This is a genomic window from Variovorax boronicumulans (assembly GCF_009811375.1).
Classification (GTDB): Bacteria; Pseudomonadota; Gammaproteobacteria; order Burkholderiales; family Burkholderiaceae_C; genus Variovorax; species Variovorax boronicumulans.
The window spans coordinates 2784710-2802512 of the sequence record NZ_BKDH01000001.1 but is presented as its reverse complement, the minus strand read 5'-3'; the positions used below and the strand labels follow the sequence as shown (position 1 = coordinate 2802512).

Genomic DNA, 17803 nt, shown 5'->3' with positions numbered 1-17803 from the left:
GACCGTGCCGTTACGAGAGGGTCAAGCACTTTTCGTGGCCCGCGGTCGCTCCGCCATCAGCTTTGTCGCTTCCGAGGCGACTCTGGCAAGAAACTGGACCGCCGCGCCGAACTTCCGCTATTGGCCGATAGTAGCCATTCGCGCGAGGCCAAGGGATGTCGGAAAACGCTGCAATGCAGACGTCGCCGATGTCCGCGCTGACCGACAGTTCGGGTTGAAAGCTCTGCGTCTCTCCAGTCGACGCAACTTCATCGAAACGCCGCGGACCATTAGAGTTCGGTCACAACACCATGGCCACAACGAGGAGCGGAAAATGGACAGAGAAGACGTACTGGTTTTGCTAGACGCCAGTTTGCAACCAATCTTCGAGGAGCAATTCGAGCAATCGGCCCGAATCACCTCCCTGCGCTTCTTGCTTGAAGACCTGTTCGCGGACCAGTATTCGGCCAGGCTGCCAGATTTCAGTGCACGCATGGATCGGCTCCTGGAGCTGACACGTATCGCGTCGGTGAAAGGCGGCCCCGCGAGTGCTGAGCGCTTGCGTGAGATGAAGGTGCGCGTTGCGACACATCTCGAGCGGTTCCGAAGCGAGACTGAACGGAAAATCGTGGCGCGATCTTCGGGATAGACCTGCTCGAAAGGGCGCCTAATCGTCGAAGGCGGGCTTGTCGCAGGCCAAAAGAATGGCGTCCAAAACTGCGTCCTTGGCGGCTTCGTCGGCATTGTCTCGACAGGTAGTGCACACGTGGATTTTGGTCCCGTCTTCCGAGACGATTTGGACAACTCCCTCCCACGTGCCACCCGATTTTCGTTGCCGGGATGTCGCGAAATACAAGGCGTTTGCACCACGGACGACGTCGAACATGCGACCAGCGTAGCCCAAAATTCCTGCCGATTCCATAGGGGGAGGCGGCTCCCTTTCGACATCATTTGCCCCGCCTGCCGTTCCTGGTGCCGCCGGTATAAGGCTAGCGCGGCCGTCGGCAATGCCGCCGACGCGGTCATGGCATCGCTGATGTAGCGCTGGGAGCGACCCGATGTTGAAAATCTAGCCAAAACTTCTGGATTCCAGAATTTTTCAGACCCATATGACTAAGGTGAGCACGCAGGAGAGCTCAGCTCTTTCGCGTTGGCTTTCGTGCATGGCCGACGGACTTGTCCAGGTCCTTAAAAAACTCTGACGGTTGGACGCCGAGGCCCTCGATGATTTTGAGGATGTTGATGAGTGCGAGATTGTGCTCGCCGCGTTCAATTCCACCCATATAGCTGCGATCTATTCCGCAAGCATCGCCAAACGCCTCTTGCGAATAGCCAAGGTCCTTTCTGCGGCGGCGAACGGCTTCTCCGAAAGCCACTAGCTCTGAGGCTTTCTGCTTGTCCGATGTACCAGTTTTGACCATCCGCCAATGGTCTTGTCCTCCTGCATAAAGCTCCACGGGATAAGATTGCGCGGGATATGGTTACCATTTGAGAAAAGAGTTTCAAGGAGCGTAGGGACGCCTTGGGAGCTTGCTGTCGCTTGGAGATTCGCAGAGACACGTGAGGCTCTACGTCCGGCGTTCTCTCGCGCCTTTCACGACCTTTCAGTTCAGTCAGAAATTAAGGAGAACCCAATGACCAACTTCGTCCACTGCCGCGGCTGCGGCCACCAGATCCACGAAACCGCCCCGACGTGCCCCAAATGCGGCGCGCCTCAAGCTGTCGCACCGCAGCTTGCATCCACCACTCATGCGCCATTGGCGGGAGCTCCTGGTCCCTACGGCGCCATTCCCTGGTTCCGCCAGCGCTGGGCCTTGGTCTGCATGTTCCTGGTCTTCGCTCCAGCAGCCGTGGTCGTCGCCTGGAGTGGCGAGATTTACTACTTGGCGGGCACAGCCATCAAGACTTTCCCGAAGAGCGCCAAGATCATCATGACGGTGATCACCGCACTGCTGCTGATCGCCCTGGCGGGCGATGACGAGGCCTTCCAAGGCTTCGCCGGCATGACTCTCATCGGCGGCGCCATCGGCTTGTCAGTCCGCAAGTGAGCCGAGCGGACAACCAATTCCTTCCTCCCCACACCCCATGAAAACCATCATCAAGGCGCTTCTCGCGCCGTGCACGTCCGTGGCCGCCGCGCTCCTACTGGTCGCCTGCGGTCCTTCGACCTTGGAGTTCCGCAACGCGGAGATCGTCCAAGGCAAGTTCTACCGCCAAGGCGCCGACAAGCCTTTCAGCGGCAAGATCGACAACGTGCCTAGCAACACAATCCTCGTACGCAAAGAGTTCGATGTTGTCAGCGCGCTTCCCACAAACGTGTTGGACAAGGCGGCTCCGGACATTCTGCACAACGCCATGGGCCAAGTCTGCGAAGTCCGGGTTGACGAAGGTGTCCTGGATGGCGCCACGACCTGCACCACAGGCTCAGGGAAATTCAAGGCCTACGAAATGACGTTCGATCAAGGCGTGCTCACGGGCGAGTTCAAGTTCTATTTCCCAGGGACGAACAAGCCCAAGGCAGTGGTCCGCACCGACCACGGTGTACTTGATGGACGCTCTATCGTTTACGGTCCCGAAAGCGGCCGGGAGGTGCTCAATGTGACCTTCAAACAGGGCAAGCTCGCCCAGACCGAAGAAATCTTCGATGACCAGTCTGGCAAGCTCGTGCGCCGCATCCCGGTCGAAGACGGGGCCATCACGGGCGAGATCGTCGAGTACGTCAAGCATGGCACCCAGCTGTACTACCGATCGCATGTGCAGATGGGGGTGAAGCACGGACTCGAAGAGCAGTATGTCCATGAGAGCGGAATCCTCGAATACCGCCAAAACTGGGTGATGGGCCAGCTGAACGGCGATGTGTTGCGTTCAAAGCGCGACCCCAAGACCGAACGGACCGTGAACGAGCAGTACGTCGCTCAGCGCTACGCAAACGGCAAGGTGGTCTATGCGGCGGATCCCAGCGATGGGTATATCCCTGATCTGGAGAGGATTGCTGAAGACGCGCGCCGGGAGAAGGTCCGGGCTTGCGTCAAGGAGCGCCGCGACAAACTGGCTCAGGAGGGGCGAGATTTTCTCAATGATTCAGCGATCGATCAACTCAACGCCGAGTGTTACCACGCGGTGGTAGCCGCCACCTCGAGTACATCAGTCGCGGCACCCACGCCAGCCAAACTCCAGGGGTGCATCGACGCCCGCATCGTCGCCTTTCGGATCCAGCATGGAGACGAAGAAGTGATCACCGCTGACCAGCTCTCCGAATGGGAGACCGAATGCCGTGAAGGCAAACGCTCCTGACGCCACAACAGGAGCTCTCTCGCTCCAAGGGAGCCATCTCTCCGCTCACCACAAGCCGCCCTCGGGCGGCTTTTTCGTTTCCGTCTTCCGAAGCGCCCGGCGCGGCCACCGCCCGCGTCGGGCTCTATGCCGCCGCATCGCCACAGCTCCCTTGATTTGTCCCTTGCTTCCTTTCCATCCCAACCCCTCAACCTCAACAAAAGGACCCATTCACCTTGTCTTATCTTCAATGTCCCAACTGCGGCTCTGACCGTATCGAGACCCGCGACATCGCCCAGCGAACCGGCGGCACGCTCGGTGGCCTGGCCGGTGCCGCCGGCGGCGTCGCCGGTGCGCTTCGCGGCGCGCGTGCCGGCTTCGCGATCGGCATGGCTGCCGGCCCGGCCGGCGGAACGCTCGGCACAGTCATCGGTGTCGTGCTCGGAGGCCTGGGTGGTGGTGCTCTCGGCACCGAGGTCGGCGCCATCTTCGGCCGCGTCGTCGACGACCGGGTCCTGAACAACTGCAGGTGCGCCACCTGCGGTCACACATTCAGTGGTCGACGGGGCGCGTCCGAAGGGCCGTGGTCGCCACCGGATTCATCACCTGTGTCGTCGTCGTTCCGACCGACCGATCCGTCCCCAACGAGCACCCCGTACTACGACGACCCCGAGGACCCGGACCTGGACTGATGCGGTTTCGCCGATCTGCGACCTCCCAGACTTCTACATCCGAACTTTCCGCATTCGATCCCTCGTCAAAGCCCCGCCTCTCCATTGAGAGGGCGGGGCTTTTTGCTGGATGGAGATCGATTCCAACCCTTTCATGGAGAGAACTCATGAAGAATCCAAACAGCGAGACCACGCAACGCACTCTGGCAGCGCGCGTCCGGCGGCGCGGCCCTGCGTTGCAACTGGTTCAGCGCGCCCATCCGCAGACGCCGACGCCCGAGCGATGGCCGAACATGCGCGAAGCCGGCCTCGGACACCTCGACGCCGCTGCAGCCGTCGGTCGTAATCCCTTCAAGATGCCAGTCCGGCTCTGGAGGGAGAAGACAGAGCGGCATGACCTGCTGCAGCCTGCCCAGAAGCACCGCTCGCAGCTTGAGGACAGTGCTTCCTACTGGAATCGACTGCTCGATCCCATCGTCGCGGCGCACTACACCTTGCGCACCGGCCGCAAGGTGCAGCGCACGAGCACCTTGTTGCGGCACCCGCAGCATCCTTGGATGTTCGCCCACCCCGGTCGCGAGGTTGTCGGTGCTGCCGACGTCCAACTCCTGGAGTGCCGATGCGTCGGGATGGATGCCGCGGCAATGTGGGCTGAAGGCCTTCCCGGCTACGTGCGGATTCAGGTCCTGCATCAACTGGCCGTTGCCGGTGTCCAGGCCATCGACGTCGTCGCGCTGATCTGTGGGCAGGATCTGCGCATCTATCGCGTCGAGCGGGACGAAGTCGAGATATCCCGGCTCATCGAGGCCGAGCGCGAGTTCTGGCACTGCGTGGAGATCGATCAGGCACCGCTCGACCAAGGCGAGATGGTCGCACCGTCATCTCTGAGCCCTGAAAGCTCCCGCCCGTCAACCGACCCGCCAGAACCGCCACCACCGACGCTGCGTTGCTGTCCGCAGCTCCAGAGGGCGCAGGTCCAGGGTGTCGTAGTTCGTGAACGGTGAGCCGGCGCGGCGGCGCATTTCTGTCTCGAACTCGTGAGCGGTGCCGCGCGCGTAGAGGTCTCCCTGCAGCGCCTTCTTGCGCCACTCGCTCGCCAGTGCGCCCAGCTCCTCGTCGGACAGCCTCTCCTTTGTCGTCATGTGCGCAATTGTGCCGTGCCAGGCGCCGGTAGATGAGCGCGCACGCGACAACTTGCCCTGGGACTGGCTGCGGCCATGCCCGGAATTTCTCTTCCCTCCCTACAGCCCGCCTTGCGCGGGCTTTCTTCATCAGTCACATGCCACACAACACTTTTTTCGCGGGGATCGGCGTGCCCGTCGCGCTCGTCCCCACATTCCACCCGCCTTGCGCATGCGTTGCCACGCTCGGCTCATCCAATCGGAGCAACTGACATGGGGAGCATCGTCTACCGGGCTACCAAGGACCAAGCCGTCCATGACGAGCTGCAGAACGTGGGAGCTTTCGCCGCGGTGCTTGCTCATCGCGCGATCGGCAACCGACTGTGGTTCCTGGCGCAAACCCGCTCGGGGAAACATGCCGGACGGATCTGGATCGGCTTGACTCTCATCGACTGCAGGAGCGGCCAAGCGGCCGTCAAGAGCATGGACGAGAGCTGCGGCCCGTGCTACTTCGACTGTCCTTTGGCCTTTCTGGATCGCGCCGATCCTCCGATTGGTCCCTACGCAGGACCTTGGCGCGAGAAGGTGCGTGAGTTCCATACCAACCGAATGGCCAAGCGAGCAGCCATTCGGCAGGGGCTGCGCGTCTCGTACGACGGGCGTACCTACGAACTGCGCCACAGCCTGGGCCGGCGTGGTTGGGAGGTGCAGCGCGAGGACGGGGTGATCTTCCGCATGAAGGCAAGGCAGCTGCAGCAAGCGGCGCTGCTGCCTGCGCCAGAGGCGAGGGCGCGCGCATGAAGCAATCTCGATCTCAGACCAACGTCGAGTTCGTGGTGGACCTGATGGAGTTCAGCGCGCATGGGGCGTTGATCCAGGCCTTCGTGCTGCAGGCATTGACGTACTACGCGCAGAAGGTGGCCGCAGCCGATCCAGAAGCACTGGATACCGGAATGGTCAGCGGCCATGCCTGGCACGGCTGCGCCGTCGAGATCCAACGAAAGCTCAAACAGCGCCTCGATAGCTAGGCCCTTCCTTCTCGGGCCCCGCGAGCCCGAACCATCCCTTCCATCCCGCAGGCCCGGACTTCTTCTCGAGCCCATGCAGTGGGTAGGCGAGGGCGGTGCGCTGCGGCATCGACTCTCAAAGGAGAAAACCTTGGTCACCACGATCTCACGAGGTGGTCCGGCGCTGCGCGCTGCGTCGACTGCCCCCGCCGAACCATTCATTTATCACTTCACCCGCGTCAGCCGCAATGAGAAGACTGGGCCGATGGCTGTCACGACGACGAGCGCGAACACGTGTCCTCCGAACTGTGGCCTACGGCACAACGGCTGCTATGCCGAGAGCGGGCCGCTGGCGATTCACTGGAGAGCCGTCTCGGAAGGCTTGCGCGGCTCGACCTTCGACGCGCTGCTGCAGGAGATCGGCACGCTGCCTCGCCGTGCGCTGTGGCGCCACAACCAAGCCGGGGACCTGACACCATCGTCGCCCGGCGTGATCGATGCGGGGTTGCTGGTCAGGCTCGCGAGGGCAAACAGGGGGCTGCGCGGATTCACCTACACCCACTACCCGCCCACGCCAGCGAACAGCGCAGCCATTCAGCAGGCGAATCAACTTGGCTTCACGGTCAACCTGAGTGCACAGACGCTGGCTCAGGCCGACAGCTACGCCAGCCTGGGGATCGCACCCGTCGTCGTCACTCTGCCGCAGGGCACCATCAAGCCAGTGCGCACGCCAGCAGGCCGTCAGGTCGTTGTGTGCCCAGCGAGCCTGGGCAACATCGATTGCCTGAACTGCGGCATCTGTCAGCAGCGTGACCGCTCGGTCATCATGGGTTTCCCTGCCCATGGAACAAGGGCCAAGCGCGTGGAGGCGATCTTCCTCAAGGAGGCCTTCCGATGAGGCAAGTCGATGAGACACGAGCCTCAAGCGCACAGTCTCAGGACGCGGAGATCTTGTTCGACGAAGAGTTTCTCAGCCAGGTAGACCGTGCAATGCTTGCACGCAAGCAAGCTGATCCCTCTCGCTTGGAGGAAGTGCGGCGGGCTGTGGAGGTTGAGAGTCAGCTAGCCAACTTGACGAACGCATACGGGATTGATCGGCGAAGCGATCGCGGCCGCAAGGAAATCGGTTGAAAGAAAGTCTGGGCACTCCTTCACGAAACGAATTCGTGAAGGAGTGCCCAGACGGTCAGCTACGACTTCTTTTTGGCAGTTCTCGTATCGTCCTAGAGCGGAAGGGTCTAAGGCACTCGAAGCGGCCATCTTGGCCGAACTGCCAACTAAGCAAGAAACGGCACAATGCGCTCATGCCAAATATCGCCTCGATTCTCAAAGCTGAAATTTCCCGCGTAGCTCGCAAAGAAGTGCGCGCCGAGATTGAAACGCTGAAGAAAGCATCGGTCGCACATCGTTCGTCCATTGCCGACCTCCGCCGTCAAGTGAGCGCGCTGGAAAAGGAGCTGCGACGCGTCGCGAAGGGCGCGGTACGTTCTTCTGCGGCTCCGGATTCGGGTGGTGATGCAGGCGAGGTGACGAAGCGCCGCTTCAGTGCTTCAAGGTTGGCGGCACATCGCGCAAAGTTGGGACTATCTGCCGCGATCTATGGACAACTGGTGGGCGTGTCTGGACAGACGATCTATCACTGGGAACAAGGCAAAGCGCGTCCGCGGGCTGCGCAACTCGAGAGTCTTGCGGCAGTGCGAGAGCTTGGTGCGCGCGAAATTGCGGAACGTCTCACCACTCAATAGCACAGAGCTTCTGCAAGCGCGGGGCTACGTTCTGAACATGAACATGGATACTCGCCGGGCGGCGATCCTCCTGTTGGTACTTGCAGTCATAGCAGGATTGCCATGGCTTGTCGGGTATCTAAGACGCGACTTGCCCACGCCGCAACAGGCCTGTATTCAGAAGTGCTCAGAGATCAAGAGAGATGGCTACCTCGTTTACCGAGGGCCCGCGACCCCAAAGGATAAGACGGCCGACCTCGAGTGTGAGTGCCGATGATGAGGTAAGGAGCGCACCAGACGGCACTACTTACAAGATCGGCTCAGTTTCCGGTCGGCGCCAGTACGTTGAGAGGGATCTACGAAGGATCCACTCTCCAAAGTACAACCGCGTCTGGGCCTCTCGGCGCAAGCGCGTGCCCGGTCCCAAGGGGTGGGTGGTGGCCGCGTGCTGAGTCAATCGCGTGGCAGCGTGGAGGGCGGACGTCCCGCGAGGTGACGGCTTTCGCGCGCCAGGTGCGGTTGATCGGCGTAGCCGGCTTCGGCGGCCAGTTGGGCCAACGGTGTCGATGGCTCTGCGCGCGCCAACTGCAGGAAGCGCTGGTAGCGCAGCAGGCGTGCCAGTGTTTGCGGGCCGTAGCCGAAGTGCTGCACGAAACGGCGACGCAGCGTGCGCTCGGGCTGCTGCAAGCGCTCGCAGAGCCAGCGCAGCGGCGAGTCTGCGGGGGCCATACCGGACTGCAGCAGGCAAAAGGCTTCGGCCATTGCGGCATCGGGCGTGAGGTCCGCGACTGGCCGCGCGGCCACCCTGTGTACGAATTCTGTGGACGAATCGGCGGCGAGACATGCCGCACGCGAACCCCACAGATCGTCCAGTGCAACGCGGCAATCCGTCAGCGCATCCATGTCGATGCCCAGCCATGCGGCCGCCGCACCGGGATGGAAGCGCAGGCCCAGCACCTGCGCGCCGGGCCGTAGCGCTTCGGCGTGCGGTTGCCGGTCGGGGCCGGCCACGCGCACCACGCCATCGATCCACTGCAGGTCGATCGAGCCGTCGGGCACCACCAGCAGCGGCGTGCCGTCGGCATCAGTAGGCAGCACATGCATCCACTGACAGGCAAAGATGCCACGCAAGGGCGGCGGCACCGGGATTTCGGCGTAGTGACCCACCTCCTGGGCGAGCGGTGTGGCCGTTTTGTTCAAGTCGGCGGGCATGACGTGCTGCAAGCTGGAGGCTTCGATTGGACAGCAAACCAGGAGCCCCACACATGAAAGCCCGTATTTCCGTTCTCACCCTCTGCGTCGACGACCTGGAGCGCGCGCTGCGCTTCTATCGCGACGGCCTGGGCCTGGCGACGCTGGGCATCATCGGCCAGGAATTCAAACACGGCGCGGTTGCCTTCTTCGACCTGCAGCCCGGCCTGAAGCTGGCGCTGTGGCCGCGCGAGAGCCTGGCGCACGACAGCGGCATCGCGCGCCGCGGCAGCGCCTCGCCCGACTTCACCATTGGCCACAACGTGCGCAGCGAAGCCGAGGTGCTGGCCACGATGGCGCAGGCCGAGGCGGCCGGGGCGACCATCGTGAAGCCGGCGCAGAAGACTTTCTGGGGTGGCTTCGCGGGCTACTTCCAGGACCTGGACGGGCACCTGTGGGAGGTGGTCTACAACCAGGCGTTTCTGCCGGAGGACTGACGCGGACATGGCTCCAGCACCTCGTGCCGGACGGGCCACGTACAGCGATTCAATGACACTTCTTCACCTCGACAAGAAAATCTTGTTCGGCGAACGTCCTGCCATGACTGTCAGTGCCACTTGTGGATTCAGCACGCCCGACACCGCATCGATGGAGTAGACCGACACGTTGTTGTCAGTGTTGTCCGCCACATACGCGAACCTCCCGTTCGGTTCTATCGCAATCGAGGCAGGACGATTTCCTGTGGGAATGGTTGGCGTCACTGCGGGTGCCAGCGCACCGGTCGAGGCGTCCAGGGTATAGGCCGACACGTCATGGCTGTCCAGGTTCGCCACGTAGGCAAAGCGTCCCTTCGGGTCCACGGTGATGCTGAATGGAGCGCGACCTGTCGCAGGCGGTGTTGTTGCGAGCGGCGCCAGTGCGCCCGACACGGGATCGATGGAGTAAGCCAAGATGTTCCAGTCGCCCTGATTCAACACGTAGGCGAAGCGGCCGGAGGGATCCACGGCAATATCGCGGGCTCCGGCCCCGGCCGCCACGGTGGGGATCGCCATGGGACTCAGCGCACCGGACGTGGCATCGATGTTGAATGCCGACACGGTGGCGTCGCTGATGTTCGCCACATAGGCGAAGCGGCCCGTGGGGTCGATGGCAATACCGTAAGGCGCTCTGCCGGTCGCCACGGACGGCACCGCCATCGCGCTCAGCGCACCCGTCTCGGGGTCGATGTTGAAAACCCGCACGCTGTTGCCCACCAAATTCACGAAGTAGGCGAAGCGACCAGTGGGATCCACCGCCATCCCCGCTGAGATTCCCCCCGCCGCCACAGTTGGGGCGGCGATGGGGCGCAGGTCGCCCGTCGTGCGATCGATCGCGTACGCCGACACGCCGTTGCCCAAAGCGCTCGACACGTAGACGAATCGGCCCGAGGGCTCGATGGTCAACGCGTACGGACTTGGCACCGACAGCGTTGCTGCCGGGCGCAGGGTGCCGGTCGTCGCATCGACGGCGTAGGCCGACACGCTGTCGCTGTTGCCGTTCGACACGTAGGCAAAGCGTGAAGGAGGCTCGGCGCAGACGACCTGGATGTCGCTCACCGTGGCCGCCGCGATCGTTCCGCTGCCGTTGCTTACGGTACACACGCGCGTCAGGATCTTCGACTGGGATTTGATCGACACAGCGTAGCTCGCACCATCGGCAAGCGGTGTCACAAAACTGAAGTGGCCATCGGTGGCGATGGGCAGGTCGTCACCTGCGTTGTTTTGCAGCACAAGCCCGGCGCCGAGCAGCCCCGTGACCTTGCCGCCGATCGTATAGGTCGGTGCGGGGGGAGTTGGGGCTGGGGGCGCTGGGGCAGGAGAGGGCGCGGGGGCAGGAGAGGGCGCGGGGGCGGGGGCGGGGGGCGGCACCGAGATCGGGGAAAAGCCGCCACCTCCACCCCCGCCGCACCCTGAAACGACTAGCGCCACCAGCGCGCCTGCGACGCGGAGAAGAATTTCGCTTGAGTGGAGCCGAGGCTCCGATCCGTGCCATCTCATGTTCTCGCAAGGCCCTGCCATTTGTTACGGCCGGCGATGTTAGTGAGCAACAGCGCAAACGGCCATACCCGAGAACTGGTAGACGCACCCTCACAGGTTGCCCCTCAGGTCGGGGACGGCGGCGCCACGCCAAGGCGATCGGCGGCAGCCTGAAGCGCCAGCTGCCGCCGAGATGTCGCAGTGCTGCCCGTGCAACACCACGAGCCCTCGTACGACAGCGGCTGAGGGCGGGTGTCGGACAACCTTTAACCGTTGCAGCCGGTCGTCCCATCCGCAGCCTCGATACATTGCTGCAGTTCCTCATTCACCAGCCGCACCAACGTCCCCAACTGGACGTTCCCCGGAGGGCGGATTGATGACACACCATGGGAAGCATCGATGTCGAAATACACGCGGCGGGGAGCTGCCTACTTGTCGCCGAGTGACGCTTTTCGCCCCTTGCTTCAGGGGGGAAGAAGCTGCGGCATTGAGGTCAACTGGACGTACGAAATGCGTCGAAATTGCCTGAGGCAAGCGCGCCCGGAGTACTGAAGCACCTGCCAAGCCTGGATGCGTCGCGGACGCCCCCAGTCCGGGGGGGCGATGTGCGACAAGTCTGCGAGTCGAATCATCTCTCCACGGTAGATGGCGTGCCCAATCAACTGCTCCAATTGCATCGCGTCGTGCTGAGCTCGTGTCTGCGGTGACGTCTCTGTGATCATGCGCACGAACTGGCGTGAGTGCCACTGGACGATGCATTCAGCATGGGCGAGTGTTTCCGCATTGATGAAGCCCGGAAAATCGTTGAACGTGTGGATGATGCATGCATATCGGGCTACGCGTTCCGCAAGCTTGGCCGCGTAGCCTCCGAGGTGTTGAAGAGCCCCTCCAGGTGCAGACATCGAGACGGTGCGTTGACGCAGGTCGCGGAAATATGCGGCCCCATCCCTCGTGAATGGGATTGCACGCCGTGGCTTGTTTCCTGCCCTACGGGTGCGGATGCGTTCCTCCAACAAGTAGCTGGTGCGCGATTGGTACGCCGGAACGGCGATGTGCCTCTTCGGTCCCGAATACGGGGGGTGATCGTTTGCTCTTTTGGGCAGTAGGTATGCCCATTCCACCCGTGCAGAAAAACCTGTGTCTAGCGCTTCTTCGCCGCGACGCTTGAAGTACCGAAGCGTGGGCAACGGCTGCACGAAGCTCAGAGCCGAAAGACGAGGGCCATAGATGGTGAAGGCGTGCTCGGCGGTTGCAGACCGGTTCGTGTCGCCATCCCACGTGGAATCCATGAAATCGAAGTCCTTGCCCATTGCTCCATTGAGCATCTGACCTGCGTCCATGGAGACGATGAACCCGGATGGCCAGGCTGCAAGGCCACGTCGCAAACCGGTTGGGGTCGGGTTTTGGTAGAGCAGCTGAATTTGCGGCGGCGCCTTTGGCTCATTGCGCAGGTGCGCGACGATGGCTGCTTGCGCCTGCGCGGTCGACTTCTCTTCGGCGAGAAGGCGCCGCACCTCGGAACGCTTGTGGGCCAATTCCTCCTTCCACACAAGCCGCGAGGCTTCGAGTTCATGGAGATCCTGTGCTTGCTCGTCCAACTGCATCTGCACGCGCTCGTGAGGCTCCAGGAACACTTTGGCTCCCGTGCTCTTGCCTTCACCCGATTGGGCGCAAATGAAGGAGATCATGGCGATGGGCGACGGCGCCAGATCCGGGCGCTGGACATCAAAGTGATCCTGAACAGCCGCAGCAGCGGAAGTCATTGCAGCGATGGCCGGAATGGCCTGTGCGGTGTCGGTGTTGTGGCTGTGCTCGATGGCTGCGCTGGAGATCAGCGGCCCGCTCGAAAGCACCGGGTAGGGGTCATCGGGGAGATACATCAATACATTCCGAGGTCGATTACAGATACACCAAGCCGCATTCGCGATACGGGCCGCGTTGTCATGTGGCACCCCGAGAAATTTAGATGAATGCACCTCCTCGTTCTAGTTGCTTCAGCTGAATGGACGTGTGCTCGTTCAGCACCTCCCCTAATTTCATGCAGGACTCCGAATCTAGTGGGGGATGGACGCCCGAGGCGGGAATGCGAAGGAATGGCTGCCGTGCATCCACCAAGCAGGAACTAGATCAACAAGCAACTTTTCATTTTTGGAGTTCTCGATCGTCCGTGATCCGCACCTTCCCCACTTTTTGGGGGGCTGCTCAAAACACATCGATGGATTTAGTTGCAGCCCTGTTCTTCCGAAATCGAATGTCTCAGAATTCCTCTCAACGCTGTTGATCGATCCACGTGCAGGGGAGGTCGACTGCATGTTTGGTCAGCCGGTCGGTGACCAATTCAACGACGAGTGGAAGGAGAAGAAACGCGCGTTAGGCCGGGGAAATCTGAGGGCAGTGCTGATTGCGATCACACTTCTGCGCAGGCCGAGATCCGGTATCTATGTTATTGCTCGATAAGAGATGGGGATAGGAATCTTTCGACTGTCCAATGACAGTCGAAATCTGAAGACGAACGAGGTGAATTCATGCTCCTCAAGAGCATGAATTTAGGATCATGAAGATCCACGTCCATCAACCAATCAGCCTGCTTGGAGATATCAGGAGAAATCGAAGTGAAATGCACTGTCGTTAATCAGTGCGGTAATGAGGAAAAGGGAGAGATGAAATCGTCGAGAGACGAAAGAACTTGCAATCATCAAGGGCGAGGAGCTCTTGAACCTCAAATCCCCCCACAAGGTGGGGCACAACGCTACTTGCTATTTTCTTTTCGGCAAGGCGGAACTGTCAGTCCATGAGAAGGACCTCATGGGCCGAAGCGATAGGAGAAAAAAGTGATCTCGAAAGGCTACGAGCGCAAGCTCTTTGATCGCCGTGCGCCTGAGCGCCATGCGTACATCTATGGACTGAACAAGAACGGCGGGCGCACCCAGACGCTCGTTCTGGGAAAGGAGCACGAATACGCCTCGGACGTCAAGCGCGCCGCGCAGGTGGCGCACGCGGTTGCTCGCTCGCAGGGCGCGGTCTTCTGGCTGGAAAAGGAGCGCGGCGGGACATGCCAGGTAATCCGCGCGAGCCACGATGGAAAGCGCTTGCTGCAGGCCCTGCAGTTGCCTTTTGACGACATCCAGGCGACGCTGCCACAGCATCACATGAACCCGCTGTACGAACTCTTGCAGCGCTCTCGTGAGAAGCACACCCCGGACCCTATGGCGCTGAGCTTTTGGAACGCGCATACCGACGACGCGGCACATGTGTTGCTGGGCTCGTTGGAGGCGGTAGTGCGAGATATCCGCGAGGGCTGGACGTCCGGAGGGGTACGCAAGGCATTGGACACCGCGCGACGTCGCTCGGACAAGCGCTGGAAGTCGGTGAAGAAGGCAGAAGAAGAGTCGTTCCAAGACTGCGCTGATCTCCTGACGATTCGCTTGGACCTGCACTTCCACTCGCAGTTGGATGGGTATCCCTACGCACCGGCTGTGTCGGAGGATGAGGCGTACGGCTATATCGTGAAGTTTGAGCGCTATCTGCGTGAGCGCCACCCCTTGGTGCGCTACATGCGCAACATGGAGTACGGGACCGAGACCGGGTTCCACTTTCACATGCTGGTGTTCCTGAACGGAAGCCTCGCCCAGGACGGCGTGGGGACCGCAAAGGCGATGGGCGAGCACTGGGAGTGGGTGATCACCGAAGGGAAGGGGCGTTACTTCAACTGCAACGCGCAAAAGTACGTGAAGCCCGTCTTGGGGCGCATCCACTACTCCAATGTGGTGGCGCGTCACGCGCTGCTTGAATCGGCAGCCTCCTACCTGACCAAGACGGACTTCTGGATGCGCTATGACGCATCGGGCAAGTCATTCGTGATCAGCCGTCGCTACAAGCAGCCCTACCCGGGGGGCGCCAAGCGCAAGTTGTGGCCGGAGGCTGAAGGCGCCGCTGCATCCGCGTGAACAAGTGGTCGCGCTTTGGTTGCTTGCTGTGCTTCGGGTGCGCTACTTCCAGGGTGCTGTCGTGATGCGCCGAAGGCTGAGAGAGCTCGCCATTGCGCTGCAACGAATGCGCGCCATGCGCATTCGTGCATCCCGGTTGGCGTCCGGAAATGGATGAAGGTTGGCGTAGAGAGGAGGGCCTCACGAGCGTTTCTATCGGGAGGGTTGGCTCAAGCGTTTGATAAAGCGTTCGTGGGCGTAGCGCCGACAAACTTCCAATGCGCGCGGATCATTCCGAATCAGTAGGTCAACCTTATCGATCCAAGTCTCCTCGGATAAGGCGACATTGATTTTCCCCTTGTACTTGTGAGCGATCTCACTCAAGCGTTCACCGATGTTCTCCGTTGCGTGGCGCTTGTACCGCCACTTTTCGGGGGGAGCCATGGTGCGCAGAAAGCGAATAGCCAAACGCAGGAGGCGGGGGGTGTCCTTGTACCCCTTGTCGCTGTTCTTGCCGCCTTTTTTGCGGGCCTGTTTCGCTGCTTCTTCGATCTGCTCGTGCTTGGCCCTGAGCTCATCGTGGAGCACCAGGCGCGAAATGGTACTGTCCACGAAAAGGTCATGGACCATCGAGGCAGGGTACGACGCCAGGATATGCCAGGTGATTGCCTGCTCCAGTTCGCGGACCATGCCCTCGATCCGCTTTACCTTCGCTGTCGGCATTTTCTTGGGCAGCCGCAGCTTCACATGTTGCTCGAAGAAGCTCGGCTTTATGAGGCAAGACAACTCGATCATTGAGCTCGTCCGACCAGTTTCTCGCAGTTGCTCGAGGGCGAAGCTGCGCATCTGATCGTAGTTGATCGGAGGTGAGACAGGGATTGCTTCGGCGCCCCTGCGCATGGAGCGCGCAATGTTCTGCAATAACTCTTGGAGGCTGTCCCGATCGCTGTTCAACCGCAATCCTTTAGGTCAACGTCACGGTCCGTCGAAGGGACAATGGAAAAGATGGAGCTATTCATATTCGTTTTCACTTCTGCATGCGTTCAGAGAGAGCTATCGCTTCGTCATTCGTCTTGGCGATGGTGTCCTGAAAACCGTTGAGCTAGGCTCATTGTTCTTTCTGGAGCTGTGATGCAATCCATGCATCGAGCTTATCCTCTCGGTAGCCAATGGCACGTTGCTCGATCTGCACTGGGCTGGGGAACGTCTTGTCGTGGTAGCGGCTCTTGGGGTTTTGTCGCTCATGGAGACTTGAGCGCGAGACACCATACGGGCGACGGCTTCCTTGGAGTGAAGCAGTCGTGTTTCGAATCTGTAGAGTTGCGGCATGGGCGCCAGTGCTTGCAGTACTACATACTGCATGAATAGCTCAGCGTGGTGACCATCGTTGCCTCATTGGCGCGACGCGCGGGTCCTCGCTGCGAGCCAACTTTCAATTTCGCTTTCCAGCCAGCCAACGCTTGAACTGCCGAGTTTCACCTGTTTGGGAAAGGCGGGGTCATAGCGCGGAGAGTTTGCGTCGAGTCGGTCATAGATGGCCGAGCGCGACAACGAGGTTCGCGCCTCGACTTGGCGCCGGCGCAAGATCACTGTGGCAGAGCTGTGCTGCGTGGGTTCCACTGAAGCTTCTATGCTTTCCCTCGGTGATCGGTGAGACTTGCTGTCCTGTTGGGAGGATGGCTGCTTCATTTTTGGCCGCGGGGATGCCGAGATTGGCGTCGTTACGGGAGAAGCGAGGTCAACGAGTGCTGTCGTCCCTTCGGGGGCGCTGGTCGGGTCTGCTTTCACCGAATCACTTTGGTGATCGGCTTCAAGTGCTTTAGGTGATGTTGCCGTTCTTGCGGCCGAGGCTTTCGGTTTCGACACCGAGTGGATGGAGCGAGAGCCTGGATCATCAACCGTGCGAAACCTATGTGCCTTGAGGTAGTTCAACGCATCTTCGCGACGGATGAAGATGTTCTTTCCTGCACGGCCCTCGTCGATGTGATGCTGGTTGAATGCGATGAGCTTGCCGGACGCGATTTCTTGCTGAAGTGCGAGGCGATGCTTCTCCTGAATCTGGAGTATCTGGTGGCCGTTGGCGGCAACCGTTTCTTCGCTCACAAACACGGGCCTCCAAGGGAGGCGATCAGGATGCTTCAGATAGGCATCCATGAACACCTCTCGCTCTCTTGGGGGCATACCGGCGTGTGGTGGCAGACCTGGCAAGATTCGAAGCAGCGTTGCTCGTTCTGCCGCTGACATATCGGATTGGATCTCTAGATCCGAGGTCGGCAGCTTTACGAGCTTCTTCTGGAGCCAGGCATAGTCTTCGGCTTCTCGCATGCTGGGGCAGATGGACTTGGCGATTAGCCGAGTGAAATCCCAAAGATCGATGGGATCATCGAGGGGAAGTTGGATGTCAGTCTTCTGCACGCCGGGCCTTCTCGAAAAGTTCCTTCCGTCCTTTCGATTGCTCGAAGGGAGGGCGTCGGGCCCTCACTTCAACTGTACCAATCTTGACTTCCAGAAAGGGCGTGGAAGTCAAGAAGACGGCCGCGCGAATTTCCGCGCATGGCGCGAGGGCCGCTACCGCGGTAGCGGCCGACTAGTGCGGGTGAAAGGGCTGCCGCGGCTATCCGGCTGACCATGCGGTTTGGCCGGTCGCCGAGTCCGTACGCGCACGCCTCATTTGCACCTGAGTCGACGGAACATGCCTATCGATATTCGCGGAATACCGCGGGGCGCAAGCAAGGTGCTTAGTCCGACATCGCGTCGCGGAATGGCAACAAACTCGCTCAGCCAGGACCCTCAAGGGATTCGAACCCCAAATTCAGGGGAACGACGAGGGGAACAAGTGTTGCATTGAATGGGTTATCTTCAATCCTCCTGTGATGTAGAAGAATAGATTGGATTC

20 protein-coding genes are annotated in these 17803 nt (G+C 60.8%); 12 read left to right on the top strand and 8 right to left on the bottom strand.

Features of this window, described 5'->3' with window-relative positions; all coding sequences use genetic code 11:
* Nucleotides 1-313: 313 nt before the first annotated feature.
* The gene (locus tag VHAB30_RS12840; RefSeq protein WP_159277265.1) at nucleotides 314-628 is read left to right on the top strand and encodes a hypothetical protein; all 315 of its coding nucleotides are present in this window, start codon (nucleotides 314-316) and stop codon (nucleotides 626-628) included.
* Nucleotides 629-646: 18 nt separating this feature from the next.
* On the opposite strand, the gene VHAB30_RS12835 is transcribed toward VHAB30_RS12840, so the two are convergent.
* Together VHAB30_RS12835 and VHAB30_RS12830 are read right to left on the bottom strand one after the other, a co-directional pair.
* Entirely contained in the window at nucleotides 647-865 is a 219-nt protein-coding gene (locus tag VHAB30_RS12835) for a hypothetical protein (RefSeq protein WP_159277264.1), read from the bottom strand.
* 250 nt (nucleotides 866-1115) lie between these two features.
* A complete protein-coding gene (locus VHAB30_RS12830; protein WP_235926630.1) occupies nucleotides 1116-1436 on the bottom strand; it encodes a helix-turn-helix domain-containing protein in 321 nt (106 codons plus the stop codon).
* 177 nt (nucleotides 1437-1613) lie between these two features.
* Here VHAB30_RS12830 and VHAB30_RS12825 point away from each other — a divergent pair, with 177 nt between their 5' ends.
* The 9 genes from VHAB30_RS12825 (at nucleotide 1614) to VHAB30_RS12785 (ending at nucleotide 7796) form a co-directional block, all read left to right on the top strand.
* Nucleotides 1614-2027 (top strand): zinc ribbon domain-containing protein, encoded by a 414-nt coding sequence (locus VHAB30_RS12825; RefSeq protein WP_159277263.1) that lies wholly within the window; start codon nucleotides 1614-1616, stop codon nucleotides 2025-2027.
* A 37-nt stretch (nucleotides 2028-2064) separates the two neighbouring features.
* Nucleotides 2065-3273, top strand: a complete 1209-nt coding sequence (locus VHAB30_RS12820; RefSeq protein ID WP_159277262.1) for a toxin-antitoxin system YwqK family antitoxin — start codon at nucleotides 2065-2067, stop codon at nucleotides 3271-3273.
* A 215-nt stretch (nucleotides 3274-3488) separates the two neighbouring features.
* Nucleotides 3489-3944, top strand: a complete 456-nt coding sequence (locus VHAB30_RS12815; protein ID WP_216850712.1) for a hypothetical protein — start codon at nucleotides 3489-3491, stop codon at nucleotides 3942-3944.
* A 146-nt stretch (nucleotides 3945-4090) separates the two neighbouring features.
* The gene (locus VHAB30_RS12810; RefSeq protein WP_159277261.1) at nucleotides 4091-4927 is read left to right on the top strand and encodes a YqaJ viral recombinase family nuclease; all 837 of its coding nucleotides are present in this window, start codon (nucleotides 4091-4093) and stop codon (nucleotides 4925-4927) included.
* Nucleotides 4928-5317: 390 nt separating this feature from the next.
* Complete coding sequence (locus VHAB30_RS12805; protein ID WP_159277260.1) at nucleotides 5318-5845, top strand: hypothetical protein; 528 nt, start codon at nucleotides 5318-5320, stop codon at nucleotides 5843-5845.
* Nucleotides 5842-6072, top strand: coding sequence for a hypothetical protein (locus tag VHAB30_RS12800; protein ID WP_159277259.1), 231 nt, complete (start codon nucleotides 5842-5844; stop codon nucleotides 6070-6072). The genes VHAB30_RS12805 and VHAB30_RS12800 overlap by 4 nt, the downstream gene beginning before the upstream one ends.
* Nucleotides 6073-6202: 130 nt before the next feature.
* Nucleotides 6203-6949 (top strand): DUF7227 family protein, encoded by a 747-nt coding sequence (locus VHAB30_RS12795; protein WP_159277258.1) that lies wholly within the window; start codon nucleotides 6203-6205, stop codon nucleotides 6947-6949.
* Entirely contained in the window at nucleotides 6946-7182 is a 237-nt protein-coding gene (locus VHAB30_RS12790) for a hypothetical protein (protein WP_159277257.1), read from the top strand. Before VHAB30_RS12795 ends, VHAB30_RS12790 begins: the two co-directional genes overlap by 4 nt.
* A 173-nt stretch (nucleotides 7183-7355) precedes the next feature.
* Entirely contained in the window at nucleotides 7356-7796 is a 441-nt protein-coding gene (locus tag VHAB30_RS12785; protein ID WP_159277256.1) for a helix-turn-helix domain-containing protein, read from the top strand.
* Nucleotides 7797-8228: 432 nt separating this feature from the next.
* On the opposite strand, the gene VHAB30_RS12780 is transcribed toward VHAB30_RS12785, so the two are convergent.
* Complete coding sequence (locus VHAB30_RS12780; protein ID WP_159277255.1) at nucleotides 8229-8987, bottom strand: helix-turn-helix domain-containing protein; 759 nt, start codon at nucleotides 8985-8987, stop codon at nucleotides 8229-8231.
* A 53-nt stretch (nucleotides 8988-9040) separates the two neighbouring features.
* Between VHAB30_RS12780 and VHAB30_RS12775 the strand changes: the two genes are divergently transcribed.
* Nucleotides 9041-9463 carry a VOC family protein gene (locus VHAB30_RS12775; protein WP_062480654.1) on the top strand — a complete coding sequence of 141 codons (423 nt, stop codon included), beginning with the start codon at nucleotides 9041-9043 and terminating at the stop codon, nucleotides 9461-9463.
* A gap of 63 nt (nucleotides 9464-9526) precedes the next feature.
* Here VHAB30_RS12775 and VHAB30_RS12770 read toward each other — a convergent pair whose 3' ends face one another.
* Together VHAB30_RS12770 and VHAB30_RS12765 are read right to left on the bottom strand one after the other, a co-directional pair.
* Nucleotides 9527-10735, bottom strand: a complete 1209-nt coding sequence (locus tag VHAB30_RS12770) for a lactonase family protein (RefSeq protein ID WP_159277254.1) — start codon at nucleotides 10733-10735, stop codon at nucleotides 9527-9529.
* A gap of 710 nt (nucleotides 10736-11445) precedes the next feature.
* Nucleotides 11446-12861, bottom strand: coding sequence for a DUF3987 domain-containing protein (locus VHAB30_RS12765; protein ID WP_159277253.1), 1416 nt, complete (start codon nucleotides 12859-12861; stop codon nucleotides 11446-11448).
* A 951-nt stretch (nucleotides 12862-13812) separates the two neighbouring features.
* Here VHAB30_RS12765 and VHAB30_RS12760 point away from each other — a divergent pair.
* Nucleotides 13813-14928, top strand: a complete 1116-nt coding sequence (locus tag VHAB30_RS12760; protein WP_159277252.1) for a YagK/YfjJ domain-containing protein — start codon at nucleotides 13813-13815, stop codon at nucleotides 14926-14928.
* Between the two features lie 192 nt (nucleotides 14929-15120).
* Here the strand turns inward: VHAB30_RS12760 and VHAB30_RS12755 are convergent, their stop codons facing one another.
* The 3 genes from VHAB30_RS12755 to VHAB30_RS31140 form a co-directional block, all read right to left on the bottom strand.
* Nucleotides 15121-15861 carry a hypothetical protein gene (locus VHAB30_RS12755; protein ID WP_159277251.1) on the bottom strand — a complete coding sequence of 247 codons (741 nt, stop codon included), beginning with the start codon at nucleotides 15859-15861 and terminating at the stop codon, nucleotides 15121-15123.
* Between the two features lie 154 nt (nucleotides 15862-16015).
* Nucleotides 16016-16219 (bottom strand): helix-turn-helix transcriptional regulator, encoded by a 204-nt coding sequence (locus VHAB30_RS31380; protein ID WP_390903991.1) that lies wholly within the window; start codon nucleotides 16217-16219, stop codon nucleotides 16016-16018.
* An 80-nt stretch (nucleotides 16220-16299) separates the two neighbouring features.
* Complete coding sequence (locus tag VHAB30_RS31140; RefSeq protein ID WP_235926620.1) at nucleotides 16300-17322, bottom strand: helix-turn-helix transcriptional regulator; 1023 nt, start codon at nucleotides 17320-17322, stop codon at nucleotides 16300-16302.
* Nucleotides 17323-17803: the final 481 nt, after the last annotated feature.